This window comes from Lactobacillus juensis (genome assembly GCF_036246285.1).
GTDB classification, from domain to species: Bacteria; Bacillota; Bacilli; order Lactobacillales; family Lactobacillaceae; genus Lactobacillus; species Lactobacillus juensis.
The window spans coordinates 569,537-595,201 of record NZ_BTTS01000002.1; the positions used below are offsets into that span (position 1 = coordinate 569,537).

The following is a 25,665-nucleotide window of genomic DNA, read 5'->3' on the forward strand; positions in this document are numbered from 1 at the left end:
AAAATGAAAGGTCAATTAAGGAGATATAAATGTTACTAGGATCAATTGAGGCCGGTGGTACAAAATTTGTATGTGCAATTGGCAATGAGAATTATCAAATAAAGGATCAAACTACTTTTCCCACTACAACACCTGAAGAAACTTTACAGAAAACAGTAGATTACTTTAAGCAGTTTAAAGTTGATGCCATCGGTATTGCGTCTTTTGGGCCAATTGAAATACGGAAAACGGCACCTAATTATGGCTTCATTACTGATACTCCAAAAAAATGCTGGAGTAATACTGACTTTGTCGGATTTTTGACAAAAACAATTAAAGTGCCAATATTTTTTACTACTGATGTTAATGGTTCAGCTTGTGGCGAATACGTGATGTCACAGTTATCAAATGAAGATGTTGACTCTCTTGTTTACTACACAATCGGCACCGGAGTAGGTGGCGGAGCTATTATTAACGGTAAATTGGTAGGTTCTTTAGGTCATCCCGAAATGGGACACGTTAAAGTTAAGCGCCATCCAGATGATTTAGATTTTGCTGGTGTTTGTCCTTTTCACAAAGATTGCCTGGAAGGTTTAGTTTCAGGTCCCACCTTTGAAGCACGCCTAAATAAATCGGGTAAAGATGTGCCGCTTTCTGATCCTGTTTGGGATATTATGAGCTACTATGTAGCACAGGCTGCCTTGCAAGTTACTTTGATTTTACGTCCAGATAAAATCGTCTTTGGCGGTGGCGTTACCAGTGAAGAGTTTCTAGAAAAAGTGCGACGTGATTTTGCGAAATTACTAAACGATTATGTCCACGTACCTCCATTAGAGCAATATATTACTATGCCAGAAATTGTGAATAATGGTTCTGCTACTGTTGGTGACTTTGCTTTGGCAAAAAGATTATTAAGAGAATAACTGTAAAAAAAGTTCTTAAACACAATATTGATATGATACCCAAATTTGTCCTAAATTTAGAAACTATATCATATGTTAAGAACTTTTTTGTTTTATGTGATTATCAATTCTAACAAACAGTACTTTCAAATTTTACTTTGTAGGCAGGATATCTTGATTCCTCGTATTCAAATGGAATACCTTTTTTGGTATAGCCTATGCTGGTAAACTTTAAAATTGGTTCACTTTTGTCTATCTTTAAATAAAGATAGTCTGGCGATTCCTCTCTAACAACTTCAATTGTACGTTTAGCTTTATTTAATTTAAGTCCATTGTCTTTTAAAGTTGTAAATAAAGATTTTTTACTAAAATCCTGATTTATTAAGTTGCCATCAAATTTAAGAGGAATATAGGACCTAGCAACACACATTGGTGTTTCTTTTATATAACGTATTCTTGACAGAACAAAAATAGGATCGCCTTTTTCAAGATTTAGCTTTTTAGCAATATTTTCATCCGCATATTCTACCGATTGTTGTAAAACTTTCGAAGACGTTGGTTTTTGTTGGTGTTCGGCATCTTCAAAAAAGCCAATAAATGTACTTAGCTCATGATCTACATATTTATCTTGGCCAGATGCAGTTTGATTAATTATATAGCCTCGACCATAGTCTTTAGTTATCAGACCATCTTGTTCTAATGAAGTTAAGGCCTTTCTGATAGTTGGCCGGCTTACTTCGTATTTTTCTGATAAACTTCTTTCAGAAGGAATTAAACCGGTTTTGTCTGCCACTTTAATGTATTGATTGAAAATCTTTTCTTTTATTTGTTTATATATCATTAATAACCACACCCAATATGAGTATAAATTTTGGAACCTGATTCCAGCTTTGTAACTTGTAGAATTATATAACAAGCATAGCTATTGACAAAACAGTTAATCTAAATAAACTAACAAATTTCATTTAATTTTAGCAAAATTTCTTATATATTTAAGTGTATACTTCAATAGTAGTTCCTAGCAAGATAACTAGCTCTATCCTATTTTAATACTCTTTTTCAAAGGTAAACTAATATAGTAAATATTAATTCTATCATATATAAGACTCATTTAGTGATTTTCAATTGAACAAAGAAAAAAATGTGTAAAACAGCAAATAATGCGTTTTGCACATTTTTTTATTAATAACAATTCTTTACTTTAGGATATTTAGATAAACTCCTGTAATAGCCAGGACGAAAATTCCTAAGATTAACCAGATTACCTTAACCTTTTTCTTTAACAGGTAATACATTAAAAAAGTCAAGCCAAGAGGCAGTAATCCAGGAAAGATATCATTAAGAATGTTTTGCACATTAATTGTGCCACCAGCAGTTTTAAATATTGCAGAAATCTTAAAGTTAACTAATGAAGAGGTCATAGAACCAATGGACATCAAACCAACAATAGAAGCAGCTAATGTAAATTTTTCAAGATAATTTCCTTCATAAGCTTTTTCCATTGCCTTGGCACCCATGCTATAACCTAACCTTATTCCACCATAGCGGCCAATAAAGTGTAATGTAGTATAGATTAAAAAGTAGAGAATCGGTCCCAAAATATTACCTTGAGTAGCAAGAGAAAGACCAATTCCTGCAGCAATTACTCTAAATGTTCCCCAATATAAAGTATCTCCGATCCCTGCTACAGGGCCCATCAATGCCGCTTTTAAGGAAGAAATTGCCTCAACGTTAAAATCTGGGTCAACAGAGTTTTCCTCTTCCAGGGCTAATGACATTCCCATAATAAATGTAGCTATGTGGGGAGTCGTATTAAAAAGAGCTGTATTTCGTAATGCAGATTCGTAGAGTTTATCATCATTGCCGGCATAAATCTTTTTAAGAGCTGGCAAAATTGAAAAAGTATAGCCCATTCCCTGCATGTCTGTATAAGATTCTGATCCTTGCAATGCAAAAGAGCGCCAGAATACCCGATTTAAATCCTTAACTGTTAATTTCTTTTTAGCCATAAAAAATCACCTCTATTTACTGTTGATTATTCCTTGTTGCATTATTTTTTTGAGTTATTAAAAGTGCAATAAGTAAAGCCAATACTGAGACTCCAATTACCGGCATCTTTAAATATGAACTAAGAATGAAACCAATAAAGAAGTAAGGTGCAACTTTTTTATCCATCATCATTTGTATTAGCATTGCAAATCCAACTGCTGGAAGCAGACCAGCCGCGACTGAAAAAGAAATCATTATCTTTGTTGGTAATAAAGCTATCAAAGATTGCGCAGCTTTTGTTCCTAGTTGAAGTACTAAAAAAGTCAAGATTCCAGAAGGCAATCTAAGAATTAATGGGAAAAAATGCCATCTTTGCATACTCTTAAAATTATGTCTTTTAATTGCGTCTCTGCCTTTTTTGATAGTGTAAGAATTAAGTGTGAAGGCCAGCATGTTAAGGCCTTGAGCAACTATGGCAAACGGCATTGCTAAAGTTACCGCAACGTTGGTACTAGCACCACTTTGAATTGCTAAGGCCGTTGAGATTGCGCTGGCTACTCCAACATCAGGTGGTAAGGCTGCGCCAATTGTAACTATACCAATAAACATTGCTTCTAAAGCTGCACCAATGACAATGCCTTTTTGTAAATCGCCTAATATAAGACCCACGACAGGCCCAATAATAATAGGCCGATTCATCATTGATGCCCCGAGATATCTTTCATCAAGTTGCGAAATATAAGCAACAAGAGCTATAAGTAAATTTTTTAGTATCATTTAAATTCATCCCTTTCAACTTAATTTAGAATTAAATTAATAAAAATCTTTCTTCGAAGTTGGTGTGCCTTGAATGTAAATCTTAAAGCCATCTTTTTTTATCTCTTCTAATGCTGACTTTTCTTCTGGAGTTACATAAATAGATCCAGAAATTTTTTCTTTATTATCACCACTTTTTAGATTACCTAAGTTAATTTCAAAATTTTCTTTTCCTTTTAGTTCTTTGACTATTTTGCTGGCATCAATCGGATTGCCAACTACTACCATAACTTTACTTTCTTTTACCTCCTGGTATGTTTTACCAAAATCTTTAGGATCAATTATTTTAGCTTCGACCCCCGATGGTTTGGCTAAAAGTAAAGCCATTTTTTGTAATTGATCATTAGCTGCTGTCTTGTCTACTGCTATGATTATGTCAGCGTTAGCTGCCTTAGACCAAGCCATTGCAACTTGTCCGTGGATAAGACGGTCATCAATTCTGAATAGTGAAATCATGTTTTACTCCCTTCAATTTGTAATCGCTTACGAATTATATGTTACCTTTGGTAAATAATATTGTCAACAAAATATTGACACATTGTAATATAAATGCTAATCTTTACTCGTAAAAGTTAACCAAAGGTAATTTTTAGGAGGAATAAAATGTTTAACTTTGATAAAAACAGATTTTTGAAGACTCAAACAGGGGCAGTAAAGCAAAAGGATAATATCAATAATATTATTGATGAATTACTACCTGAAATTGATAATATCTTCTTTATCGGCTCTGGTGGTGTGGGGATTTTGTTTGACTCTACTATTGAATTTGCAAGGACTAGAAGTACTTTTCCATTTCAGCGAGTCTTAGCAGCTGAATTTATTGCATCTCCCAATAAAACTTTTTCAAGCAAATCATTAGTTGTTATTCCATCATTATCTGGAACAACTAAAGAAACAATAGAACTAGTTGATTTTTGCAATAAGAAGCATGTTAAAACATTAGCACTTGTTGGCAGTCCAAATACACCACTTGAAAAAGAGGCAACCTACACTGTTTATAATGATGTTTTGGATGATACGAGTTCTGAAAGTTATTATTTACAGGGCTTGATGATAGTTCTGCGAGTAATGTTAAAAAAGGGTGAAATTACAACTGAAAGATATGATTCTTATTTCCAAGATTTTGCCAGATTGCCTGAAGAATTATTAAAAGTAAAACAACAGGCAGAACCTATGGCGAAAGAATTTGCTCAGAAATTTCAAGATACTTCATATCACATTATTACTGGTGCAGGAGACTCATTTACTGAAGCATATTATTACGGTATGTGTATTTTAGAAGAAATGCAGTGGATAAAAACCAGACCTGTACAGGCTGCAGACTTTTTCCATGGAACACTGGAATTAGTTGAAAAGGGTGTTAGTGTCATTGTCTTTGAAGGAGAGGATTTTTCAAGACCAATTGTAGATCGTGTTCGTCACTTCTTACCAGAAGTTACAGATACTATTACTGTGATCGATACGAAAGACTATCAAATGGATATTTCAAATGAAACTAGAAAGATTATTTCCCCTATCGTATTAGCTACAATTTTGGAAAGAGTTAGTGCATATCTTTCAGATCAAAGAAAGCATCCCCTGACTGTTCGTAGGTATTACAAGAGAATCCCTTATTAATTTGATTAAAACCTCAGTTTTTAGTTAGTCAATTAATAAAGATCTAGTAAGGAGCCGATGGTAAAAATGAAAATTTTATGCATGAGTCATGGGACAATGGCACAAGGCGTTGTCCAGTCGGCCAAGATGATAGTTGGTGATGTAAAATTTCTCGATTACATCAATGCGTATGTAGATGGCAATGATGATATTGAAAAGAAGATAGTAGATTACTTAAATCAAAATCGTGGGCAAACTATTATAGTGTGTACTGATATCTTTGGTGGCAGCGTTAATAATAACTGGATGAAGTATTTGAATAAAGAGGGGAATCTGTATTTAATTGCTGGTTTATCTTTGCCTTTAATTATTGAATTAGTTTTAAAAATAGAACAAAAGTCACAAGATAATATCAATAAAATTATAAAAAGATCAATCAAAAGCGCAAAAGACAGCGTTAAATTTTGTAATGAACTTAATCTTGATATCAAACGAGATGAATTTTAAAAAAGGAAGTAGAAAACAATGATTATTGGGACAAGGGTAGACCATAGACTTGTTCATGGGCAAGTTGCATTTTCTTGGATTTCTGCTATTGGCGCTAATTGTATTTTGGTTGCGAACGATGCAGCTGCAAATAATGATATGCAAATGACTGCATTAAAATTAGCAGCACCCCAAGGTGTAAAAGTCGTAGTTAAAACTATTGCTGATTCTGTTAAGCAAATAAATTCAGGTGTTACTGATAAATACCGTCTTTTCATCGTTTTAAAAACGGTTAGTGATGCTTACCAATTGTTAAACGGTTGCCCACGAATAAAGGAACTTAATGTTGGTGGAACTAGTAAAACTACTGGTTCTGTCCAAATAACTTCTTCAGTCTTTTTAAATGATAAAGATATATCTGATCTCAAACAATTAGCACAAAAAAACATAGAAATATTTGCCCAAATGGTACCAACAGATAAAAAAATAGATTTGATTAAACGGTTATAAATACTAAAAAGGAGGTTTAAAAAATGAACACATTGACTCAATCAATCTTGCTGGCCTTAATTACAGCTCTTGCTCCAGCTGACTGGTTAACTGGAACTAGTAACTTATCTAGACCACTTGTTACTGGAGCACTAACTGGATTAGTACTGGGCGATTTAAAGACTGGGATCATAATGGGTGCAACTATTGAACTGGCATTCATGGGTGCAATTACTATTGGCGCTTCTAGGCCACCAGATGTTCCTGCTGGAGGAGTTTTGGGTACAGCCTTTGCAATATCAACAGGCAAAGGAGCTGGTTTTGCCATTACTTTGGCCTTTCCGGTTGCTGCACTGTATTTGATTATTGACAATTTATTAACGATTGTAATTTTACCTATATTCTTAAAGAAGGGCGATAAATATGCTGAACAAGGTGATAGTAGACATCTGAGCAGAATGAACATGTATGGTTTTATCACAGTCAAATGTATACCGAGAGCGATTTTTGTCGGGCTTGCTTTTTACTTAGGTGGCCCAGTAATGACAAAATTGCTCAATATGATCCCTGATTTTGTTCAAAATGGTATAAATGTTGCAGCTGGAATAATGCCAGCATTAGGTTTTGCTTTATTGTTGGAAATGATTTTAAAGAAAAATGTGGCGATTTACTTTGTACTTGGTTTTGCATTGTACAGTTATTTAAAAATACCAATTTTGGGAATTTCCATCTTTGCGTTCTGCCTAATGTACATTGTGCTGCATCTTGAAAATAAAATTGATGCTAATAAGTTAAATAATAATCCAGGAGGGGATGATGATAATGAGTTTTGATTCTGCTACAAAAGCCATTACTAGAAAAGATTTAAAAGGAATATTTTGGCGTTCTCTCACATTAGAAGCTTCTTGGAATTTTGAAAGACAACAAAATATGGGCTATAGCTATGCCATGAATAAGGTTCTAGACAAGTTATATCCAGAAAAAAAGCAACGAAGTGAGGCCCTTCAAAGGCATATGGCTTTTTTCAATTGCTCACCACCACTTTCTACGTTGGTAATGGGAATTACTACAGCAATGGAAGAAGAAAATGCCAAAAACCCAGATAATTTTGATCCGGAATCAATAAATAATGTTAAAGCTGCTTTGATGGGACCTCTTTCAGGAATCGGAGATTCATTCTTTTGGGGCACTTTAAGAATTTTAGCCACTGGCTTAGGAACTTCTTTTGCATTAAAAGGTAGTATCTTAGGTCCAATATTATTTTTGTTAGTCTACAACGTCCCCGCACTTTTAGTACGCTGGATTGGTTTAGTCAAAGGATATGACTTGGGAGCTTCAATGCTAAAGAGTGCCGAGTCTTCTGGTTTGCTTGAAAAATTTGCATATGGCGCATCAATTCTTGGTTTGATGGTTATTGGCGGAATGTCGGCAAGTATGGTAACAATCACCGTTGCAGGTAAGCTTGGTCAGGGAAATGATGCCCAAACATGGAACGCTATGATTAACGGTGTTTTACCGAATATGTTGCCTCTTGCGTGTGTGCTGTTTATTTATTGGTTATTAAAGAAAAAGGTATCAACAATTACTATATTAGTCGGAATTTTTGTATTCGGCATTTTAATGGCTTATTTAGGAATTTTAAAGGCATAGAAGAAAGGAAAACTGTAATGTTAAAGTTTGACGCTGAAAAGTTTGTAACTGAAGGAAAAAAAGCATATAGCTTACGGGCTGACATTGAACAAATTGCTCTGAAAGTGCAAAAAGAAGGAATTAGTAATATATTTTTCACTGCCTCTGGTGGTTCAAATGCTGTGATGCAGCCATTTAACTATTGGATGGAAAGTAAGTCATCAATTCCCAGCTATTTGCTGACAGCTGCGGACTTTTTAGCTGTAGGAAGTAAGAAACTAAACAAAAATAGTATAATTATTCTACTTTCTAAATCAGGTGATACTAAGGAAACTGTTGCTTTGGCTGAAAAGATGGAACAATTGGGTGTACGAACTATTTCAATTGTTAACAAAGATAATACGCCACTAGCACAGCACTCAACATATGCCGTTAATACTTTTGGCTATCATCCTCAGGAATTAGCTTTTTATTTCTTGATTGGCAAAATTATGCAAGTGAATAATGAATTTAATGATTATGAAAAATTTGCTAATGAACTTAAGTCATTGCCAGAAGATATGAATGTTGTTGCCCAAGAGGTTGACAGTAAGGCAAAAAAATTTGCAGAAAAATATCAAAATGTCGACTACCAAATATGGGTTGGCTCTGGCGACCTGTGGGGAACGACATATAGTTATTCAATGTGTGTATTAGAAGAATCGCAATGGCTTAGAACCAAATCAGTTAGTTCTCCGGAATTTTTTCATGGTACATTTGAATTGGTTGATAAAGATGTTCCAGTGGTGCTGCTTGAATCAGAAGGAGCGACGAGGCCGCTAGACGAGCGAGTGGCTAACTTTGCTACTAAATATACAGACCAATTTACCAAGTTTGATATGAAAGAATTTACTTTACCCCATATTTCAGCGAAATTTAGACCAATAGTTGAACCTTCAGTAATGTGGGCCGCTTTACGCAGAGTGAGTTTACATTTGGAAGATATTAGAAATCATCCTCTAACTAAGCGTCGCTATTATCGAGTGGTAGATTATTAGATAGTGAGCTGCTTAAGATGTCAAAGAAGTACGTTGTTGGGTTAGGCGATAATGTAGTAGATTACTATCAAAACCAAAATGTAAAATATCCTGGGGGCAATGCAGTAAACTTTTCTGTTTTTGCACCAAAGCAACTTGTTGATTCATACTATGTTGGTAGTCTGGCAAAAGATGATGATGGGGAATTAATCTTAAATAGTTTAAAAGATGAAAACGTAAATACATCATTTTGCAATCGAATTAATGCCCAAACCGAAAAGACTTTTGTAAACATTGTGGATGGGGATCGTCAATTTATTGACAGTATAAGAGGCACCAGGCAGTTGCCATCACTAGATGAACCTGGTTTATTAAAAATGCTGGATTCGGCACTTGTAGTTTATAGTGCTTGCCATGCAAATTCTGAAAATGTTATTGCTAAACTTCACCAAAGAGGAATTATAATTGCCTATGATTTTTCCGAAATGGCCAAATATCATACTGCTGAATATTTAGATCAAGTAGCTAAAAATGTTGATATTGCGCAATTTTCTTTATCGGAAGCAAAAGCTGATGATTTGGAAAGAATATTAAAGCAATGCATTAAACTTAATACAGCCTTGGTCTTATTTACAAATGGCGGTAAGCCTCCCTTACTATTTGACTGTAATCAAAAGAAAAAGTATGTTGGCCAAGTTCAGTATGATCCTACGCCTATTGATACTATGGGTGCAGGAGATACTTTTTTTGCCAATTTAGTTGTCTATTTGCTCACTAAAGCTAAAAATTTAAAAAACCTTTCAGAAGAAGATATAAATGAGAGCCTAACTAAAGCTGCTCTAGCAGCTGCTAAAACGATTAGGCAAAAGGGGTCATTTGGGCATGGTACCAAAATAACTAAATAAATCTGTAAATTTTGTTCTGTTATATTTTTAATGAAGTAAACATCAACCAATTAAAAAAATATTGTTATTAGACAGCCCTCTAGATGAAATCTGTACAATTGAAGTGCTCCATAATAGTTAGACATTAATCTGACTATTAGGAGCACTTTTTTCATGACTAAATATTCAACTACTTTGAAAATGGAAATTTGCAGTAAATACTTATCCCACCAAACCTCTTTAGCTAAACTAGAACGCGAATACGGCATTGATCATACCGAGATTAGGGCCTGGGCAGAACGTGCCCGTAAACATGGCTTAGCCGCTTTAAAGGTTACTCACACCCGACAAACTTATTTGCCTGAATTCAAGCTAAATGTGGTACGCTTCTATCATGAACATCACATGGGAGTACTCCAGGTAGCTGCAGTTTTTAATCTTTCGCGGTCAGTAGTAAGACAATGGCTGGCGGCTTATCAGGCTGCAGGCTACTCTGGGCTGCTCCCAAAATCCAAGGGGAGACCACCAACCATGACTAAAAAGAAGCGTCAGAAGAAGCTTAAACCCACTAAGAAGCTAACCGAAGTAGAACAATTGCGTCGTCAGGTTGCTGAGCTAGAGGCACAAAAAGCCGACTTAGAATTGGATAACTTAATCCTAAAAAAAGTGGCTGCCCGATATCCACGCTCACCAACCGGCAAAAAACCAGAATAGTCGTGGAGATTCGGGCTGAGCGACCTGAGGTGCCGTTAAAGCTTTTGCTTGCCAAGCTGCACCTTAACCGCAAAACTTATTACGACAACCGCAGTCACCGATTGAACCGATTAGATAAATACGCTGCTGTTAAAGGCGTAATCAAGTCTATCTTCTACCAAGAAAGTGATGAGACTTACGGTTATCGACGTATGCATGGTGCACTCTTAGATCAAGGCTTTAGCTATGCGCCCAATACCGTGCGCAAGCTGATGCGGCAGCTGGGACTAAAGACCAGAGTCTACAGTAGGCGCACTGCACGCTACAGTTCTTATGCGGGCCCTGCAGGCGTAATCAAGGAAAACATTTTAAAGCAGCGGTTTAATGAAACCAGACCCTACCACGTCTTACACACGGATATTACCGAATACAAGCTGACCACAGGCAAAAAGGTTTATATTTCACCGGTCATTGATGAGGCCTCACTGGAAATACTGGCTTGTCAAGTCAGCTATTCGCCTAACATGAAGCTGGTTTATGATATGCTGGCAGAGCTTAAGCACAAGCTGCCTAAAACAGCCCAGCCTATTTTGCATTCAGATCAGGGTTTTCAATACCGCCACAGCGGCTATCAGACCAAACTAAGACAGATGAAGATTAAGCAAAGCATGTCGCGCAAGGGTAATTGCCACGATAATGCACCGGGAGAAACCATCTTCAACCTAATGAAACGGGAGAAGCTCAACCGCATTAAGATCAGTTCACTAGCAGAAATGCGGGAAGTACTGCATGATTACGTTTACTGGTTCAATCATATTAGAAGATCAAACAAACTAAAATACACGACCCCGATCAAATATCGAAATCGTGCATTGAGTCTTGCGTAATATTAAAATGTCTAACTTTTTAGTTGCACTTCACAATCTAGAGGGTTTTTATGGCTTAAAATTAAATAGTTATTAATAAAATATTGTAAAAACATTTAAAATATGTATAATATGTTTTAAAAGGTATTATTTATAGACAGGAGGATATTATTTTGATTGTAGCAATGCATATGGATGATCGACTCGTACATGGCCAAGTTGTCATGACTTGGATTCCAAGAGTACAAGCAAATGTAGTTTTAGTAGCGAATGATGCGGTTTTTAACGATAAAATTCGTCGGAGTACTATGAAATTGGCTGTGCCAACGAGTACCAAAATCGGTTTTAGAACAATTGATGGCGCTATTGAATTTTTAAATAATCCGCAAAATAGTTCTTATCGTGTGATGGTTTTAACTAATAATCCGTTTGATGCTGAAAAAATTTGTGAGCATGTGAATGGGGTTGAAAAGATTACTATTGGTGGAATAAGAAAAAATGCACCAATGATTCGTGATAATTTAAATTTAACATTGGAGGATATTGGTTCATTTGAAAGGATTATGGCTAAAGGAATAAAGGTCGGTATGCAACCTACGCCTAACCATAAATTTGAAGATTTGTCAGATACTTTTAAAAGTATTACTGATAAACAATAGTTATGTTTGAAAAGAAAGAGGGAAGACTATGATTCAGTCATTCTTGGTTGCGTTAATTGCAGGAATTGGACATATTGATGAAAGACTTTTCGGTATGACCATGATGGAAAGACCACTTGTAATTTGTACGCTGGTGGGGCTAGTTTATGGAGATGTTAAAACAGGGTTAATTTTGGGAGCTCAAATTGAACTTCTTTCAATGGGTGTTGTAGGAATTGGAGCCAATGCCGCACCACCTGATGTTATTTTGGGTGGTGCACTTAGTACTGCACTAGTATTGCAATCGCATACTGACCCTAAACTTGCACTTGCTTTGGTAATGCCAATTGCTGCATTTGCAATGGCAACAAAATACATCACCTATGTGCCTTTAAATCAAATTTTAAGTCAAAAGTCATTAGAAGCTGCTGGCAGAGGCGATACTAAAACGATGGAAAGAAATCAATGGCTGGGATTATTTAACTATTTTATTTTCCCATTCTTGATCGCTTTGGTAGCTATGCTTTTAGGTGCACCAGTATTTAAATCTCTGGTGAAATTTATTCCAGATTGGCTTACTGGTGGTTTTGCCTTAGCAGCAGGTATTTTACCAGCATTAGGTTTTGCATTGCTTATGCAACTGACATTTACCAAAAAATTTGCTCCATACCTATTTTTGGGTTTCATCTTGGTAGCATTCTTTAAACTTACTAACATTGGAGTCGCAATGGTTGGTGCAGTAATTGCAGCATTAATATTATTATCTAACAGCAGTGGAGTCGAAGGGAAGACAGAAGACAATGAAATCTAAAGAAGAAATGTTTAAAGGAAAAAAGCTAACCAGAAAAGATTTAATGTCAGTATTTTGGCGTGCCTTTTTGTTACCGGCTTGTTATAGTATGGACCGAATGCAGGCTCCTGGGTTCGCATATTCAATTATTCCTGTGTTAAAAAAGCTCTATCCTGATAAAAAAGATTTGAGTAAAGCATTGACCAGAGAGTCCGAAGTGTACAATACTACTTATGCTATGTCTCCTTTTATACTAGGAATTACAGCTTCAATGGAAGAAGAGGCGGCTACTAATTCCAACTTTTTCATCTCGACTATTAACAATATCAAAGTAGCCTTGATGGGGCCAATGGCAGGAATTGGAGACACATTTTTCTGGGGGACTTTTAGAGTTATTGCTGCTGGTGTCGGCACTACTTTAGCTTTAAAAGGAAATATCTTAGGCCCAATCTTATTTTTGATTTTGTACAATATTCCTCATTTTTTGACCAGATATTATGGCCTCTTTCTTGGCTATGATCTGGGAACTAAAGCAATTGATTCTTTATCTAGTGGCAGTGGTTTCCAAAAGGCGACTAATGCTGCTTCTGTCATGGGACTGACAGTAATTGGCGGTATGATAGCTTCAATGGTTAATATCAAGTTTGCTTATGTCTTTAAGTCAGGTAAAACAGTTTTAAATCTACAAAGTATTGTTGATCAAATATGTCCAGATTTATTGCCATTAGCAGTTACATTTTTCATATACTGGTTACTGCAAAAAAAGCATGTAAAAACATCTTGGATTATGATCGGTTGTTTTGCCTTTGGAATAATTTTCAAATATTTCGGAATTTTTAAGTAAAACTTGCTATTAAAGAAAGGGATAATTAATAATGAAAACTTGGTCAATGATTGATTATATTGCTGAAACAGAAGATACACTTAAAAAAATGATTGCCAATAGGGAGCAATTGTATAGCAATTTTGCACAAACTTTTGCAGATAATACGAATAAATACCAAAATATTTATTTGGTTGGTTCAGGCACATCTTTCAATTCTTGCATTACAGCACAGCCTTTTATGGAAAAAATATTGAAAAAGCATATAATAACGGTTAATTCATATAATTTTGCTCATTATGAACAGTTGGCCACAAGTGCTGATCTAGTCATAGCTATTACCCAAGAAGGAGAGAGCACTAACACAATTGCAGCTTTAGAGAGAGCAAACAGCCTGAATTGTGATAATTTTGTGATTACTGAAGATCGGGATAATTCTTGTTCACAAGTAGCGCAAAACAAGATTGTTTTGGCCTGCGGCTTTGAGCACGTTGGCCCTAAAACAAAAGGTTATAGTGCATCAATTCTTACCTTTTATTTAATTGCACTTGAAGCGGCTAAAAAGGCGGGCCAATTGACCGTTAAAGAATATGACGAATATATTGATCGTCTGGAAAAAACGGTCAATAACTTAAATGAAATTATCAAAGAAAGCAAGAATTGGTTTGAAGAAAACTCAGCTGATTTGAAAAACTGCCATCACGGCTACTTATTGGGTTATGGTAATAATAAAGGCACAATTATGGAAGGTGCATTAAAATCTCTAGAAACCGTTAGAGATTATTTCCAACCTTTCGAAGTAGAAGAATTTTTACACGGTCCTATTGCTTCAATGCATGAAGAAACATATACTATTATTGTTGCATCAGTAAATTATGGCTATGAAAGAGCTAATAAGCTTTTCAAAGTCTTGAATGAACAAACTGATCATGCATATTCTATTGGTTCACAAGAGGGAATATCTTCTAAACACGTATTAAAAGGATCATTTTTAAACGATGCAGATTTCTGTCCGTTAGAATATTGTATACCATTACAATTATTTGCTTATCTACTTTATACTAGTCAAGGTAAGGACCTTAATGTTAGGAATTATCCAGATACAAAAGATGTTTTAATAACTAAAGCAAATAACGTTAAGTAATTTTAATTGAAGTGAAGTTGGTTTTCAAAAGAATGAAAGCAAAAAATACTTTGTATTATCAAGTAATGTTAAAACTAAAGCAAAAAATACAGGATGGTGAATATCCGGTCGATTCCAAGCTTCCTACCGAAAGTGAATTACAAGGTGAATTTGGGGTTAGTCGCGTAACTTTAAGAAAGGCAATTAATCAATTAGCAACAGAAGGATTAATCGAAAAAATTCAAGGTAATGGCAGCTATGTCAGGAAACCTGGAAAAGTAAAAAAGCTTCTGCGGCTTAATTCTGTAGAAGGCTTCTCATACACGGCTAAAAAGAACGGCTTTTTACCTTCATCAAAAATAATCAATTTTGCCCAAATTATTCCATCACGCAGAATCCAAAACATTTTTCGCTTAAATTCATCAACTTGTTTAAATATTAAAAGGGTCTTGTTTCTTGATGAACAACCAGTAATTGTTGATGATAGTTATATTTTGGCTCCATTCTATGAATTTTTGCAAAAAAGTGACATTGAAGTATCTTTATATAAAGCATTAAAAAAGAATCCACTTATTAAAAAATTAAGTCCTCAAGAAACATTAGTCAGTGCAACTGAAGCTGATAAAGAATTATCTGATTTGTTGGCTAAGCCGTTTGGCTGTTCATTATTAAATATTGACAATGTACTTAAAAATCAGGATGGCAAGATGGTTCAGTGTAGTGAAGAATTTGTGGATCCTGATGTTTATCAAATAAGAATTAGGTAATGACAATTCTATAAAAATTTGTATTTCTTTTGCGAAAATAAGCAATATAAAAGGCTCAACAGCGTTAATTAACGTAATTGAGCCTTTTTAAGTCTTCTTTAGAGATTGAATATTAGATTAGTCTAACAAGTCAAACTTAAGTGTTGCCAGGTTATGACCTTCATTAACCATGTTACCCAGTAGTTCAATAGTATTGTTATAAACTTGATCAGCCATCTTTTGGTTGGCCTCAGTTAATAAGTCTTCAGCTTCTTTGCCTGACAGACCTGCAACTTTTTTATCAGTTTCGTGTTGAATGAAGTGACACTGTGCTAATGATTTTTGTTCAAAGTCATTTTCAAGTTCACCGTAGACTTTAAAATTAGTGTCACCCAATTGTGCTGTTAATTTGTTTAACCAGAAAATCTTGTTCAAATCAAATTTAGGACCAGTTTGGAAGCTGGCTGGCGTGTCGTTGACATTCGTGTAGAATGGGACGAAGCTGTTAAAGGTATTTGGACCAAAGCAAAGCCATTGCACACCTGCAATCTCTTCGGGTACATCATTTCTAACTTGCAAAATATGGGTTTCGAAGTTGCGGTTAAGTGCAATTGGACGGTAGGTTTTCTTTTGCTCAGGGGTACCCTGATCACCATAGGGATCAAATGGGGTATCTTGATAGTGTGAACTTTCAACAAAACAAATATCCTCAATACTAATTTTGCGGTTTGCGTGGCAAATAAAAGGTTGATCCTGATCAGTTGGCTTGCCGCCGAATTCTGGATCAAAGTAATTGTGAACAAACCAAGCGCGCGGATTGTTGTAGTGGGCATCCTTAATAGTTGAACTACCAAAGATATGACGCATGTTGTAACCTTCACGGTCAGGATTTAAATGGTATTCCTTGATTAAGTCTTCTAAGGTATCATCTGCCAAGAAACCATCTTTACCAAAGTGGAATTCATCAATGTTTAAACGGTTAGGAGCAACAACGTAGGCGTCATCAGGAATACGGCGTGCAATCCAGTGGTGACCACCAATAGTTTCCAGGTACCAAACTTCATCGTGGTCGGCAAAAGCCATACCGTTCATTTCATAAGTGCCATATTTTTCCAGTAAATAACCAATGCGCTTAACACCATCAAGGGCGCTGTGAATATAAGGCAATGTTAAAGTAACAAAGTCTTCTTCACCAAGACCTCCTTTTGCAAGAAGGGGATCAATGCCTTGTATACGTGCATTTGTGGTAATAGTTTCAGTAGCAGTCATTGCTACGTTTTCTGAGTTAATTCCGGCTGCACCCCAGATGCCGCTTTCACCGGAGACATCAGGCGCACTGGTATAACGCAGAGGCTTTTCTGCTAAGTCCTCATCATCAATCTTTTGGTGACTAATGACACTTTCATAATGCTTGGGTTGTTTTTCCGGTGTAATAAGTTCAAAACCTTCAGGAATTATTTCACGGCCACCGTCTTCACTTCTGGCAATCATAGCTGAGCCGTCAATGGTGGCATTTTTACCGACAAGAATAGTCGTACATTCTGCTTTTTTCATCTTATCTGTCCTTTCAAAATTACTTAATCTATATTGTATTAAAAAAAACGGGTTGTTTGCAAAAAAATAAGTAAACTTAAACCTAAATTATTATTACTTTTTCAATTTAAAGATTTTAACTAAAATATATTTTTTGGTGTTGGCTCAATATGTAAAAGATGTTTTACTATAAATGAAATGTCAAATATGTTTGAAAGGAGAGTGAACTAGTGAAAAATAGAATTGCTCAATTGCCTAAAGAGCAGAGATACTCACAGGCCCAATTAGCCGAAGCTGCTCATGTTACTCGGCAAACGATCAACGCTATTGAAAATGATAAGTATGACCCATCTTTAGGACTCGCTTTTCAGTTGGCTAAGATATTAGAGGTAACGGTTGACGAATTATTCTTATATAAGAGTGAAGAATAAAATGATTAATACAAAGAAAAACATTGTTTATGATGCATTTTTAAAAACATTTGTGATTACTTCGATAGTTTTATTTGGGGTTTCCTAAAATCTCCCTTTCTTTTTAAGACTGACTATCATACTATTACTATTGTTTTGCAAAGTTTTAAAAAGTGTGAGCGAAAAAAGCTAGATCTTAACTACAGACGCATATGAGATTGAAAGAGCGATAGCTATCCAGCCAATATGTAACATAATGATGAACGTGAATGGAATTAATGCTGTGAACAAACTATATTAGTGGTATAGTAACTTTATTTTTGTCCGTTGGTTTACTTCTTATTTTAATAGTTATTGAAAAGTTGCCATCACAATCAATCGTGATAGCTATTTCAGTTTCTGTTATGGGCATTATTGTGATTAGCGGGCTAATCATTATAAGTCAATGGTCTTTTGTCTCTGCTTACTGCTACCTCGATTGGCAAGAAAAGCGAGTGAACCAATTTGAATTAAGAATTATAGAAAGCCTAAAGACTAAAAGAGATATACATATGCAAACTAAGGAAATTTTAAAGGAAAAATTAAAGGTGACCTTAACCCAAATAACACATCAGTCATTAAACAGCACCTTTTTTGGTTATAGTGAAATTTATAAACAAGTGATTTTTATTAAGGTTTTTTCTCAAGAAGGTAAATTCTTAACCGAAAAAGCTGTTAATGAGCAACTGAATACTCGTGTATTAGACACTTTTGTTGTCAAGCAGACGAAACAATTTGTTTTAGTCATGAAAGATTTGGCGCCAATTGATATTAAAGAAGAAATCACTCCTGATATGGCATTTGACATGGGAATGCAGTTAGCTCGTTTTCACCAAAACGTCAAACCGTTTTCTGGAATATACCTTAATAATCAGCTGTTTGAGAAAGCAAAATTTGACAGTAACAGTTTGCAGAATGAATAAATTAAAAGCAGACTGCTGCAAGTGTTAGCTTTATTTACAACGAGAAAAGCGGATATTGAAGAAGACCTAAAGGCTCATGCCACTACTGTTTTACATGGGGATGTAGGCTTACGTAATTATAAAATTGTTGAGGGTCAACTGAGTTTAATTGATTTTGAGCGCGCTCGCATGGGGGTAAATTATCAGGACTTCATTAAACTCTTTTACCAAGATTTCAGGTTAAATCTAAAACTAATTGCTTCCTTTATAAATGGATATAGGAAATGTGGTGAAGAAGTAGCAGTTACTCCTTTGACGCAATCTTTCTTATTTTTATAACTGCGATTGGAATTATGAAATATACTGAAAAAATTGCTGACAAGTCATTTAAGCAAATTGGTGAACAAATGCTGGCAACTTGTTTTTCATTTTTAGGCATCAGAAAGAAAAATAGCGACAAGGCAAACATGAATGCTTTGATATTTACAAATTAAAAAAGTATCTTCTTAACAGAGAAGATACTTTTTTGGTGCAAACAAAATTGTCTCAAGGGTAAAAACAATTTTATTTACATGATATTTGCAGTTTGAGTTTTTTGTTTTGCCTTCCTATCACCTCCTTTAAGTAAGAAATTCAGGATAGTAGCTGACAGGCTGGTAATTACGATCCCATTACTTAGAAATAATTGGACAGTAGCCGGCAGGTTTTTGAAAAATTGAGGATAAATAGTAACACCAAGTCCAAGTCCAATTGAGATGGCAATAATTAATACATTATTGTTATCACTGAGATCAACTTTAGCTAAAGTCTTAATGCCCTGAACAGCAATCATGGTAAACATGACCAGCATGGCACCACCTAAAACTGGGGTAGGAATGATTGTTACCATGGCACCGATTTTAGGCAACAATCCCATAGCCATGAGTAAGCCGCCTGCCCAATAAATCGGACGCTTGGTTTTAATACCAGATAATTGCAGAAGACCAACATTTTGAGAGAAAGTAGTGTAAGGAAAAGCATTGAATAAACCGCCAAAAATTTGGGCGATGCCTTCAGCACGATAGCCTTTTTTCAAGTCTTCTTCGGTCACATCATGGTGCAAAAGATCACCAATTGCAAAGAATACTCCAGTAGACTCAACCATTGATACTAAAGCAATAATGATCATTGTCAGGCTGGAAGACCATTCAAATTTCGGTACTCCAAAATAGAACAGTTGAGGTAAGTGAAACCAAGATGCTTCCACTACAGGAGTGAATGAGACTAGTCCCATACAGGCTGCAATTACTGTTCCAGCAACTAAGCCGATTAAAACTGAGATTGACCTGATGAATCCTTTAGTCCAAATTTCCAGTGCCAAGATAATGAACATGGTGCAAAAAGCCAGAAGGAGATTTTGACCACTGCCAAAACTTTTAGCAGCAGAATTGCCACCACCCATATTTTGAATTGCCACTGGAACAAGTGTTAAACCTATAGTGGTGATTAAAGTCCCTGTTACGACGGGAGGAAAGAATTTTTTAATTTTAGCAAAAACGCCTGAGATTAAAACTACAAAAATGCCGGCAACAATGATGGCACCATACATGTCGTTGATTGAGAATTTTTGACCAATCATTTGCAATGGGGCAACTGCTTGAATGGCGCAGCCCAAAATGACTGGAAAACCAATGCCGAAGTACTTATTGCGCATTAATTGTAATAGCGTAGCTAAGCCGCACATGAAAATGTCAATTGAAACAAGGTAAGTCATTTGTGCAGGAGAAAATTTTAATGCATTTCCAATTAGAAGGGGTACAGCGACTGCCCCGGAATACATTGCTAACAGGTGCTGTAAACCTAAAACAGCTGCTTTTTGCTGGCTAACTTCTTTTTCTGCCATTAGTTTTCTCCCACGAAATGTACTTGATTGTTAGCTAAACTGTCGATTTCTGCCAAGGCTTCGAGGCGATAACCGTGTTCTTTAATCCAGTCGCTACCGCCCTGGAAAGTTTTTGCGACTACGATACCGACACCAGCTACTTCAGCACCAGCTTGGTTAGCAATATTAATCATGCCTTTAACTGCTTCGCCGTTTGCCAGAAAGTCATCAATAATTAGCAGGCAATCATCTTGATCCAAAAATTTTTGTTCAACACAAATCTGGTTGGTGACTTTTTTAGTATAAGAATAAACATCTGCCCAATATACCGCGTCATTGAGTGTTGCAGGTTTTTTCTTGCGGGCAAACACCAGAGGCACATGCAATTCGTAGGCTGTCATTACTCCGGGAGCGATTCCAGAAGCTTCACAAGTCAAAACTTTTGTGATGCCACTGTCTTTAAATAAATGGCTAAATTCTTCTCCCACTTTCTTCATTAGTTCGGGATCTACCTGATGATTTAAAAACGAGTTGATTTTTAAAACGTTACCGGGTAAAACTTCTCCGTCACTACGAATCCGGTCTTCTAATAATTTCACTTTTTCCTCCTTCATCACAAAAAGGGCTTTTTCTACCAAAACTATGGTAAAAAAAGCCCTTTAAAGCAGCAAATAGCCACACAAAATGCCAAATTATCCATAGTTCAGAATTTACGGTTCTGAGTAGAAACTGCCGACCTCATTACGGCAATATATAGATATTTAATTTCCTGTTGCAAGCATTGTAACAGAGTCGCATAATATGTGCAAGACCAATTTTAAAAGTGAATCTCGAATTATTTATATAATTATTTTTAAAAATATTCGTGAACTAATAGTATAACGCTAAAAAATTGTTGACCACTGAACTATTTCTTAGTAAAGTTGATATTGTATTGAAGAAGGTTAGTAAAGGAGCTTGGATGTCGGTGAAAAAGAATATTAGTGATTTTGATGAGATTATTGTGCTCGATTTTGGCAGTCAATATAATCAATTAATTACACGGCGGTTGCGGGATTTTGGTATTTATTCTGAACTTTTGCCCCATGATATTAGTATGGACCAAATAAGGCAGATTAACCCCAAGGGCATTATTTTTTCGGGAGGTCCTAACAGTATTTATGACCAAAATGCTTTGAAAGTTGACCCTGAAATTTTTAAGTTGGGCATACCTATTCTGGGCATTTGTTACGGGATGCAACTAATGGCTTCTTATTTAAACGGCAAGGTCGAAAAAGCTGCTAATTCGGAATATGGTCGTGCCGACATCGAAGTTGAAGATACTAACTCTGTTTTATTTGCCGGTTTGCCTAAAGATGAATACGTCTGGATGAGTCATGGTGATTTGGTCACTGGTGCGCCTGCTGGCTTTGAAACGGTCGCTTCAAGTAAGAATTGCCCGATTGCAGCTATTGCTAACGATCAAGCTAAAATGTATGGTATTCAGTTCCATGCGGAAGTGCGCAATACGCAGTATGGTCTTGATATTTTGCGTAATTTTGCGTTTAAAGTTTGCGGCGCTAAAGCTGATTGGTCAATGACCGATTTTATTGACTTGCAAATTGCTGAAATTAGAAAAACTGTAGGTAATAAAAAAGTAATTCTGGGTTTATCTGGTGGGGTAGATTCTAGCGTTACTGCCACCCTTTTACACAAAGCGATTGGCAACCAGCTGACGGCTATTTTTGTGGATCACGGTATGTTGCGCAAAAATGAAGGCGATGAAGTAATGGCTGCCTTGAACCGTGATTTAGGCGTTAACATTATTCGGGTAAATGCCCAAGAACGCTTTTTAAATAAACTGAAAGGTGTCACCGATCCGGAGCAAAAGCGTAAAATCATTGGTAAAGAGTTTATTGAGGTGTTTGCGGATGAAGCAAAGAAAATTAAGGATGTGGACTTTTTAGCCCAAGGCACCCTTTACACCGATGTGATTGAGAGTGGCACTAATACTGCCCAGACAATCAAGTCGCACCATAACGTTGGTGGGTTACCTAAAGATCTGCATTTTAAATTAATTGAACCTTTGCGCAAGTTATTTAAGGATGAAGTGCGTGAACTGGGCGAAAAATTAGGCATTCCGCATGATTTAGTTTGGCGGCAGCCATTCCCAGGACCTGGTCTTGGCATTCGCGTTATTGGCGAAGTAACTGAGGATAAACTCAAACTGGTGCGTGACAGTGACGCAATCCTGCGGGATGAAATTAAAAAGGCCGGTTTACAGGAAAAAGTATGGCAATACTTTACCGTTTTGCCCGGTATCAAATCCGTGGGCGTGATGGGTGACGGTCGCACTTACGACTATACTATTGGTATTCGTGCCGTTACGTCAATTGATGGGATGACCGCTGATTTTGCTCGCTTGCCATGGGATGTTTTGCAAAAGATTTCAACGCGTATTGTTGATGAAGTGCCAAATATTAACCGCGTAGTCTACGATGTCACCAGTAAGCCACCGTCAACGATTGAATGGGAATAATAAGATAAATTAGCTTTGCTAGCTACTAGGCTTTCAAAGCTTTTTATTTTCACTCATAATTTTTATGAGCGAGCGTGTTTAATATTTTTAATTTATAAAAAATGTTAAAATAGTTCATTAGTTGTTTAAAACAAATTTAATATCACAAAATAATTTTAAAGATTGCATTAATGTGAATTTTTTAGGAAAATAAAAGTATAAATGCGTATTAATAAGGGAGGTGTTTTTAATGGTAACTAGATTAGGCATAAATCCACATACTTTGTCTTATTATATTGATAATTCTGGTGTTTCCAAAGATTATTTACAAATGAAAGTTCAGAACATTGATGCTTTTTTAGATGGCAGTAAAAACCCTACTTTTAATCAACTTTCAAAAATTGCTAAACTTATTGATGTGCCGACTGGTTTGCTGCTACTTTCAGATCCAGTTGAGGCCAATAAGAATACACTTAAATTTAGAACGATTAATTCAAATCGTATTGAAAAGATTAGTAATGAACTTAGAGATACGATTATTGAAATGCAAACAAAGCAGGAATTTCTCCGAAATGAAATAGATTATGAACTTGATTTTATTGGAAAATATTCAGTTAAAAGTGAGTATCAGCAAGTTGTAGATGATATTCGCAATTATCTCAATATTCCGATTAACTATCAGAAAAATGTGGGAAAGAATGCGTTGAAATATTTTAGAGATAAAATGAGTCAAATAGGCATTTTTATCTTCTTTAATGGATCGGTAAAAAGCAACACGCATCGAAGTTTGTCGCTAGATGAGTTCAGGGGTTTTGTCTTAAGTGACAAAAAAGCACCTATTATTTTCGTTAATTCTAAGGATAGCGAAGCAGGTCGATTATTTACACTTGTTCATGAATTAGTTCATCTTTTTCTTGATCAGGAAGAAATACTCAGTTTAGTTGATGCAGAATCATACAAGTTTGATCGCACAGAAGCTTTTGTTAATAAAGTTACAGCCGAAATATTGCTGCCAGATAAAGAAATTAGAAAACTAAATAACTACGATATTGAATTTTTAGCTCACAAATTTCCTGTTAGTAAATTTGTCATTGTACGTAGATTATATGATATGAACATTTTGACAAAAAAAGAATATGATGAAAAGGTTTCACAGTTAGAAAAAGAATTTGCAAAAATTCCGCCAAGCAAAAAATCTAAGGGCGGAAATTATGATAATAATATCAGGTTTCACTTTGATCAGACTTTTGTGCATTATATTGAAAATGCCATAAAACAAAATAAGATTACTTATACGGATGCTTTTAATATTGTTGGTGTTAGTTATAAGTCGTTTAAGATTCTGACGGGGGGCAGAATGTAATGGAAAAATATTTGCTGGATACTAATATCTATATAAATTTTTATGAACGGTATTATCGGGTAAAGTATTTTCCAAGCTTTTGGGCTAAGCTACCCGCCATTTTAAATAAATATGTTGCCATTCCCGAAATTGTGGTTGATGAAAACTACCAAGACACTAATTTTAGAAAATGGTTGGACAAAAATTATTTAAAAGAAATAATAAACCATAAAAACTATGCAATGCAATGGGCACAAGTACTACAATATATTGATGACTGTGAATATTATAAAGAAGAAGCTTTATCAGCTGACAGAGGATGGGCACATGAGAAAATTGCAGATCCTTGGCTTATTGCTATTGCAAAAGAAGAAAATTTAACAATTGTAACAAGCGAAATTCGTAATCCTAATTTGCATAATCCAAATGGTAATAAGGCTGCAAAAATACCTGATGTGTGCGATGATTTAGAAGTTGGTTGCATTGACATGAATGATTTCTTTGAAAAAATCAATTTGTGCATTTGAATTTTTAGACCGCGCTAATTATTTACTAAACTAAAAATATCAAGAGTTGAAAAACAATCAGACATAATAATTTGAAAACAAATTGGTGCTAAACTAATTTGTAAAAACTAATCTTGTTCTGGTTGTTTTTATATATAAGTTTTTGAAAAAAGGAGCAGCAAATATGACAAAAAACACATTATTTCAACACGGGACAATGCAAATGCTAGTTGAAGGTTTATTGGAAGGTACTTTACCGCTGCGAGAATTGTTAAAACATGGCAATATTGGTATCGGAACTGGTGATGGCGTTGATGGTGAATTAGTGATATTAGACGGTGTTGGTTACAAAATAGATGTTAGTGGTCCAGCTGTGAAACTGCCAGATGATTTTAAAGTGACTTATGCTGACGTTAGTTTTGCGGATTATCACGAATTCAAAGAATACCAAAATGTCGAATTAACAGAAATGCTAAAAGATGTTTTAACCAAAAATAACGTCCAAAATCAATTTTTCGCAATATTGACTAAAGGTGTTTTCCAAAAAATTCGTACAAGGTCTTCTAAAAAATCTCATAAGCCTTATCCGTCTCTGGGAAAAATAGCTGAAAATCAAGTAGAGTTTGAAGCTGAAAATATTTCAGGCACAATGATTACTTATTACACACCAACTGTTTTTCAAGGTGTTGGAGTTTCAGGATTTCACAATCACTTTTTGGCCGACGATTTAAGCTTTGGCGGTCATGTTTTGGCAGCTACAATGAAAGATGTAACAGTCAGCGTTCAGCCAATAGAAAACTTTGAATTGCATTTGCCAGTTGATAATCAGGAATTTTTAAATGCGAATTTAAGTGACACCAGCAAGTTAGATAATGTTATTTCGAAATCGGAATAAATTTATATGCAAATAAAATAAAGAGTGTTCAATTATAGTTAAAACTATAATTGAGCATTTTTTAATGACTCAAATTTTTTAAAAATAGAGTGGCTAATAATTTTAACAATACACTTCAGAAAGTAAGAATTTACCAAAAAAGTAAAAAACCTTTTAATTACCGTCATTACTGTAAACCAACAAATCAAAAAGTAAACACTTTCAAACTAATTTTT

General features: G+C 35.4%; 29 protein-coding genes and 1 riboswitch. Of the genes, 22 read left to right on the forward strand and 7 right to left on the reverse strand.

The genetic code is table 11. From position 1 onward, the window contains the following. Positions 1 to 29 precede the first annotated feature (29 nt). On the forward strand, positions 30 to 902 hold the full coding sequence (scrK, locus tag AAA926_RS06755; RefSeq protein WP_338212179.1) for a fructokinase ScrK: 873 nt from the start codon (positions 30 to 32) through the stop codon (positions 900 to 902). 109 nt (positions 903 to 1,011) lie between these two features. Here the strand turns inward: scrK and AAA926_RS06760 are convergent, their stop codons facing one another. The 4 genes from AAA926_RS06760 to AAA926_RS06775 form a co-directional block, all read right to left on the reverse strand. Then, positions 1,012 to 1,722, reverse strand: coding sequence for a GntR family transcriptional regulator (locus tag AAA926_RS06760; protein WP_338212180.1), 711 nt, complete (start codon positions 1,720 to 1,722; stop codon positions 1,012 to 1,014). 355 nt (positions 1,723 to 2,077) lie between these two features. Beyond that, complete coding sequence (locus tag AAA926_RS06765) at positions 2,078 to 2,890, reverse strand: PTS system mannose/fructose/sorbose family transporter subunit IID (protein WP_338212181.1); 813 nt, start codon at positions 2,888 to 2,890, stop codon at positions 2,078 to 2,080. A 16-nt stretch (positions 2,891 to 2,906) separates the two neighbouring features. Further along, positions 2,907 to 3,647: a PTS mannose/fructose/sorbose/N-acetylgalactosamine transporter subunit IIC gene (locus AAA926_RS06770; protein WP_338212182.1), complete on the reverse strand. Its 741-nt coding sequence runs from the start codon at positions 3,645 to 3,647 to the stop codon at positions 2,907 to 2,909. A gap of 36 nt (positions 3,648 to 3,683) precedes the next feature. Further along, positions 3,684 to 4,142 (reverse strand): PTS sugar transporter subunit IIB, encoded by a 459-nt coding sequence (locus AAA926_RS06775; RefSeq protein WP_338212183.1) that lies wholly within the window; start codon positions 4,140 to 4,142, stop codon positions 3,684 to 3,686. Positions 4,143 to 4,289: 147 nt separating this feature from the next. Here AAA926_RS06775 and AAA926_RS06780 point away from each other — a divergent pair, with 147 nt between their 5' ends. The 13 genes from AAA926_RS06780 (at position 4,290) to AAA926_RS06840 (ending at position 15,486) form a co-directional block, all read left to right on the forward strand. Beyond that, positions 4,290 to 5,303, forward strand: a complete 1,014-nt coding sequence (locus tag AAA926_RS06780; RefSeq protein WP_338212184.1) for an SIS domain-containing protein — start codon at positions 4,290 to 4,292, stop codon at positions 5,301 to 5,303. Positions 5,304 to 5,369: 66 nt separating this feature from the next. After that, entirely contained in the window at positions 5,370 to 5,789 is a 420-nt protein-coding gene (locus tag AAA926_RS06785; protein WP_052697100.1) for a PTS sugar transporter subunit IIA, read from the forward strand. An 18-nt stretch (positions 5,790 to 5,807) separates the two neighbouring features. Next, complete coding sequence (locus AAA926_RS06790; RefSeq protein ID WP_198212966.1) at positions 5,808 to 6,278, forward strand: PTS sugar transporter subunit IIB; 471 nt, start codon at positions 5,808 to 5,810, stop codon at positions 6,276 to 6,278. A gap of 23 nt (positions 6,279 to 6,301) precedes the next feature. Then, positions 6,302 to 7,090, forward strand: a complete 789-nt coding sequence (locus AAA926_RS06795) for a PTS mannose/fructose/sorbose/N-acetylgalactosamine transporter subunit IIC (protein WP_198212968.1) — start codon at positions 6,302 to 6,304, stop codon at positions 7,088 to 7,090. Then, on the forward strand, positions 7,080 to 7,907 hold the full coding sequence (locus AAA926_RS06800; RefSeq protein ID WP_338212185.1) for a PTS system mannose/fructose/sorbose family transporter subunit IID: 828 nt from the start codon (positions 7,080 to 7,082) through the stop codon (positions 7,905 to 7,907). The genes AAA926_RS06795 and AAA926_RS06800 overlap by 11 nt, the downstream gene beginning before the upstream one ends. Positions 7,908 to 7,924: 17 nt before the next feature. Next, a complete protein-coding gene (locus tag AAA926_RS06805; RefSeq protein WP_338212186.1) occupies positions 7,925 to 8,923 on the forward strand; it encodes an SIS domain-containing protein in 999 nt (332 codons plus the stop codon). A gap of 17 nt (positions 8,924 to 8,940) precedes the next feature. Next, the gene (locus tag AAA926_RS06810; RefSeq protein WP_265893157.1) at positions 8,941 to 9,807 is read left to right on the forward strand and encodes a PfkB family carbohydrate kinase; all 867 of its coding nucleotides are present in this window, start codon (positions 8,941 to 8,943) and stop codon (positions 9,805 to 9,807) included. A gap of 153 nt (positions 9,808 to 9,960) precedes the next feature. Next, a protein-coding gene (locus tag AAA926_RS06815; RefSeq protein WP_369792500.1) for an IS3 family transposase occupies positions 9,961 to 11,366 on the forward strand; the annotation gives its coding sequence in 2 pieces (ribosomal slippage) (positions 9,961 to 10,444 and positions 10,444 to 11,366; 1,407 coding nt in all). Between the two features lie 152 nt (positions 11,367 to 11,518). After that, positions 11,519 to 12,004, forward strand: coding sequence for a PTS sugar transporter subunit IIB (locus tag AAA926_RS06820; protein WP_046332497.1), 486 nt, complete (start codon positions 11,519 to 11,521; stop codon positions 12,002 to 12,004). Positions 12,005 to 12,032: 28 nt separating this feature from the next. Further along, the gene (locus AAA926_RS06825; protein WP_034981518.1) at positions 12,033 to 12,794 is read left to right on the forward strand and encodes a PTS mannose/fructose/sorbose/N-acetylgalactosamine transporter subunit IIC; all 762 of its coding nucleotides are present in this window, start codon (positions 12,033 to 12,035) and stop codon (positions 12,792 to 12,794) included. Next, on the forward strand, positions 12,784 to 13,617 hold the full coding sequence (locus AAA926_RS06830) for a PTS system mannose/fructose/sorbose family transporter subunit IID (RefSeq protein ID WP_081945388.1): 834 nt from the start codon (positions 12,784 to 12,786) through the stop codon (positions 13,615 to 13,617). Before AAA926_RS06825 ends, AAA926_RS06830 begins: the two co-directional genes overlap by 11 nt. Positions 13,618 to 13,648: 31 nt before the next feature. Further along, a complete protein-coding gene (locus AAA926_RS06835; protein WP_338212187.1) occupies positions 13,649 to 14,740 on the forward strand; it encodes an SIS domain-containing protein in 1,092 nt (363 codons plus the stop codon). 32 nt (positions 14,741 to 14,772) lie between these two features. Further along, positions 14,773 to 15,486 carry a GntR family transcriptional regulator gene (locus AAA926_RS06840; RefSeq protein WP_338212188.1) on the forward strand — a complete coding sequence of 238 codons (714 nt, stop codon included), beginning with the start codon at positions 14,773 to 14,775 and terminating at the stop codon, positions 15,484 to 15,486. A 117-nt stretch (positions 15,487 to 15,603) separates the two neighbouring features. Here the strand turns inward: AAA926_RS06840 and AAA926_RS06845 are convergent, their stop codons facing one another. Continuing rightward, the gene (locus AAA926_RS06845; RefSeq protein ID WP_338212189.1) at positions 15,604 to 17,019 is read right to left on the reverse strand and encodes a C69 family dipeptidase; all 1,416 of its coding nucleotides are present in this window, start codon (positions 17,017 to 17,019) and stop codon (positions 15,604 to 15,606) included. A gap of 209 nt (positions 17,020 to 17,228) precedes the next feature. On the opposite strand from AAA926_RS06845, the gene AAA926_RS06850 reads away from it, so the two are divergent. The 4 genes from AAA926_RS06850 to AAA926_RS06865 all read left to right on the forward strand — a co-directional run bounded on the left by AAA926_RS06850 (position 17,229) and on the right by AAA926_RS06865 (position 18,843). Beyond that, the gene (locus AAA926_RS06850; protein WP_338212190.1) at positions 17,229 to 17,429 is read left to right on the forward strand and encodes a helix-turn-helix transcriptional regulator; all 201 of its coding nucleotides are present in this window, start codon (positions 17,229 to 17,231) and stop codon (positions 17,427 to 17,429) included. 299 nt (positions 17,430 to 17,728) lie between these two features. Further along, the gene (locus tag AAA926_RS06855; RefSeq protein ID WP_338212191.1) at positions 17,729 to 18,370 is read left to right on the forward strand and encodes a hypothetical protein; all 642 of its coding nucleotides are present in this window, start codon (positions 17,729 to 17,731) and stop codon (positions 18,368 to 18,370) included. Between the two features lie 21 nt (positions 18,371 to 18,391). Beyond that, on the forward strand, positions 18,392 to 18,688 hold the full coding sequence (locus AAA926_RS06860) for a phosphotransferase (RefSeq protein WP_338212192.1): 297 nt from the start codon (positions 18,392 to 18,394) through the stop codon (positions 18,686 to 18,688). A 14-nt stretch (positions 18,689 to 18,702) separates the two neighbouring features. Beyond that, entirely contained in the window at positions 18,703 to 18,843 is a 141-nt protein-coding gene (locus AAA926_RS06865; RefSeq protein ID WP_338212193.1) for a hypothetical protein, read from the forward strand. 74 nt (positions 18,844 to 18,917) lie between these two features. Here AAA926_RS06865 and AAA926_RS06870 read toward each other — a convergent pair whose 3' ends face one another. Both AAA926_RS06870 and AAA926_RS06875 read right to left on the reverse strand, forming a co-directional pair. Next, positions 18,918 to 20,231 (reverse strand): nucleobase:cation symporter-2 family protein, encoded by a 1,314-nt coding sequence (locus AAA926_RS06870; RefSeq protein ID WP_198180010.1) that lies wholly within the window; start codon positions 20,229 to 20,231, stop codon positions 18,918 to 18,920. Beyond that, a complete protein-coding gene (locus AAA926_RS06875; protein ID WP_338212194.1) occupies positions 20,231 to 20,809 on the reverse strand; it encodes a xanthine phosphoribosyltransferase in 579 nt (192 codons plus the stop codon). The genes AAA926_RS06870 and AAA926_RS06875 overlap by 1 nt, the downstream gene beginning before the upstream one ends. 80 nt (positions 20,810 to 20,889) lie before the next feature. Next, positions 20,890 to 20,987, reverse strand: a riboswitch (purine riboswitch). Positions 20,988 to 21,171: 184 nt separating this feature from the next. Here AAA926_RS06875 and guaA point away from each other — a divergent pair. The 4 genes from guaA (at position 21,172) to budA (ending at position 25,450) form a co-directional block, all read left to right on the forward strand. Next, the gene (gene guaA, locus AAA926_RS06880; RefSeq protein ID WP_338212195.1) at positions 21,172 to 22,728 is read left to right on the forward strand and encodes a glutamine-hydrolyzing GMP synthase; all 1,557 of its coding nucleotides are present in this window, start codon (positions 21,172 to 21,174) and stop codon (positions 22,726 to 22,728) included. Positions 22,729 to 22,957: 229 nt separating this feature from the next. Further along, the gene (locus AAA926_RS06885; RefSeq protein ID WP_198180016.1) at positions 22,958 to 24,070 is read left to right on the forward strand and encodes an ImmA/IrrE family metallo-endopeptidase; all 1,113 of its coding nucleotides are present in this window, start codon (positions 22,958 to 22,960) and stop codon (positions 24,068 to 24,070) included. Beyond that, positions 24,070 to 24,576: a DUF4411 family protein gene (locus tag AAA926_RS06890; protein ID WP_198180018.1), complete on the forward strand. Its 507-nt coding sequence runs from the start codon at positions 24,070 to 24,072 to the stop codon at positions 24,574 to 24,576. The genes AAA926_RS06885 and AAA926_RS06890 overlap by 1 nt, the downstream gene beginning before the upstream one ends. A 163-nt stretch (positions 24,577 to 24,739) precedes the next feature. Continuing rightward, the gene (gene budA, locus AAA926_RS06895) at positions 24,740 to 25,450 is read left to right on the forward strand and encodes an acetolactate decarboxylase (protein WP_198180020.1); all 711 of its coding nucleotides are present in this window, start codon (positions 24,740 to 24,742) and stop codon (positions 25,448 to 25,450) included. The last annotated feature ends 215 nt before the right edge of the window (positions 25,451 to 25,665 follow it).

Coding starts and splice junctions, on each gene's coding strand:
- scrK (WP_338212179.1), top strand. CDS start 30: ATGTTACTAGGATCAATTGAGGCCGGTGGTACAAAATTTGTATGTGCA.
- AAA926_RS06760 (WP_338212180.1), bottom strand. CDS start 1,722: ATGATATATAAACAAATAAAAGAAAAGATTTTCAATCAATACATTAAA.
- AAA926_RS06765 (WP_338212181.1), bottom strand. CDS start 2,890: ATGGCTAAAAAGAAATTAACAGTTAAGGATTTAAATCGGGTATTCTGG.
- AAA926_RS06770 (WP_338212182.1), bottom strand. CDS start 3,647: ATGATACTAAAAAATTTACTTATAGCTCTTGTTGCTTATATTTCGCAA.
- AAA926_RS06775 (WP_338212183.1), bottom strand. CDS start 4,142: ATGATTTCACTATTCAGAATTGATGACCGTCTTATCCACGGACAAGTT.
- AAA926_RS06780 (WP_338212184.1), top strand. CDS start 4,290: ATGTTTAACTTTGATAAAAACAGATTTTTGAAGACTCAAACAGGGGCA.
- AAA926_RS06785 (WP_052697100.1), top strand. CDS start 5,370: ATGAAAATTTTATGCATGAGTCATGGGACAATGGCACAAGGCGTTGTC.
- AAA926_RS06790 (WP_198212966.1), top strand. CDS start 5,808: ATGATTATTGGGACAAGGGTAGACCATAGACTTGTTCATGGGCAAGTT.
- AAA926_RS06795 (WP_198212968.1), top strand. CDS start 6,302: ATGAACACATTGACTCAATCAATCTTGCTGGCCTTAATTACAGCTCTT.
- AAA926_RS06800 (WP_338212185.1), top strand. CDS start 7,080: ATGAGTTTTGATTCTGCTACAAAAGCCATTACTAGAAAAGATTTAAAA.
- AAA926_RS06805 (WP_338212186.1), top strand. CDS start 7,925: ATGTTAAAGTTTGACGCTGAAAAGTTTGTAACTGAAGGAAAAAAAGCA.
- AAA926_RS06810 (WP_265893157.1), top strand. CDS start 8,941: ATGTCAAAGAAGTACGTTGTTGGGTTAGGCGATAATGTAGTAGATTAC.
- AAA926_RS06825 (WP_034981518.1), top strand. CDS start 12,033: ATGATTCAGTCATTCTTGGTTGCGTTAATTGCAGGAATTGGACATATT.
- AAA926_RS06830 (WP_081945388.1), top strand. CDS start 12,784: ATGAAATCTAAAGAAGAAATGTTTAAAGGAAAAAAGCTAACCAGAAAA.
- AAA926_RS06835 (WP_338212187.1), top strand. CDS start 13,649: ATGAAAACTTGGTCAATGATTGATTATATTGCTGAAACAGAAGATACA.
- AAA926_RS06840 (WP_338212188.1), top strand. CDS start 14,773: ATGAAAGCAAAAAATACTTTGTATTATCAAGTAATGTTAAAACTAAAG.
- AAA926_RS06845 (WP_338212189.1), bottom strand. CDS start 17,019: ATGAAAAAAGCAGAATGTACGACTATTCTTGTCGGTAAAAATGCCACC.
- AAA926_RS06865 (WP_338212193.1), top strand. CDS start 18,703: ATGAAATATACTGAAAAAATTGCTGACAAGTCATTTAAGCAAATTGGT.
- AAA926_RS06870 (WP_198180010.1), bottom strand. CDS start 20,231: ATGGCAGAAAAAGAAGTTAGCCAGCAAAAAGCAGCTGTTTTAGGTTTA.
- guaA (WP_338212195.1), top strand. CDS start 21,172: ATGTCGGTGAAAAAGAATATTAGTGATTTTGATGAGATTATTGTGCTC.
- AAA926_RS06885 (WP_198180016.1), top strand. CDS start 22,958: ATGGTAACTAGATTAGGCATAAATCCACATACTTTGTCTTATTATATT.
- AAA926_RS06890 (WP_198180018.1), top strand. CDS start 24,070: ATGGAAAAATATTTGCTGGATACTAATATCTATATAAATTTTTATGAA.
- budA (WP_198180020.1), top strand. CDS start 24,740: ATGACAAAAAACACATTATTTCAACACGGGACAATGCAAATGCTAGTT.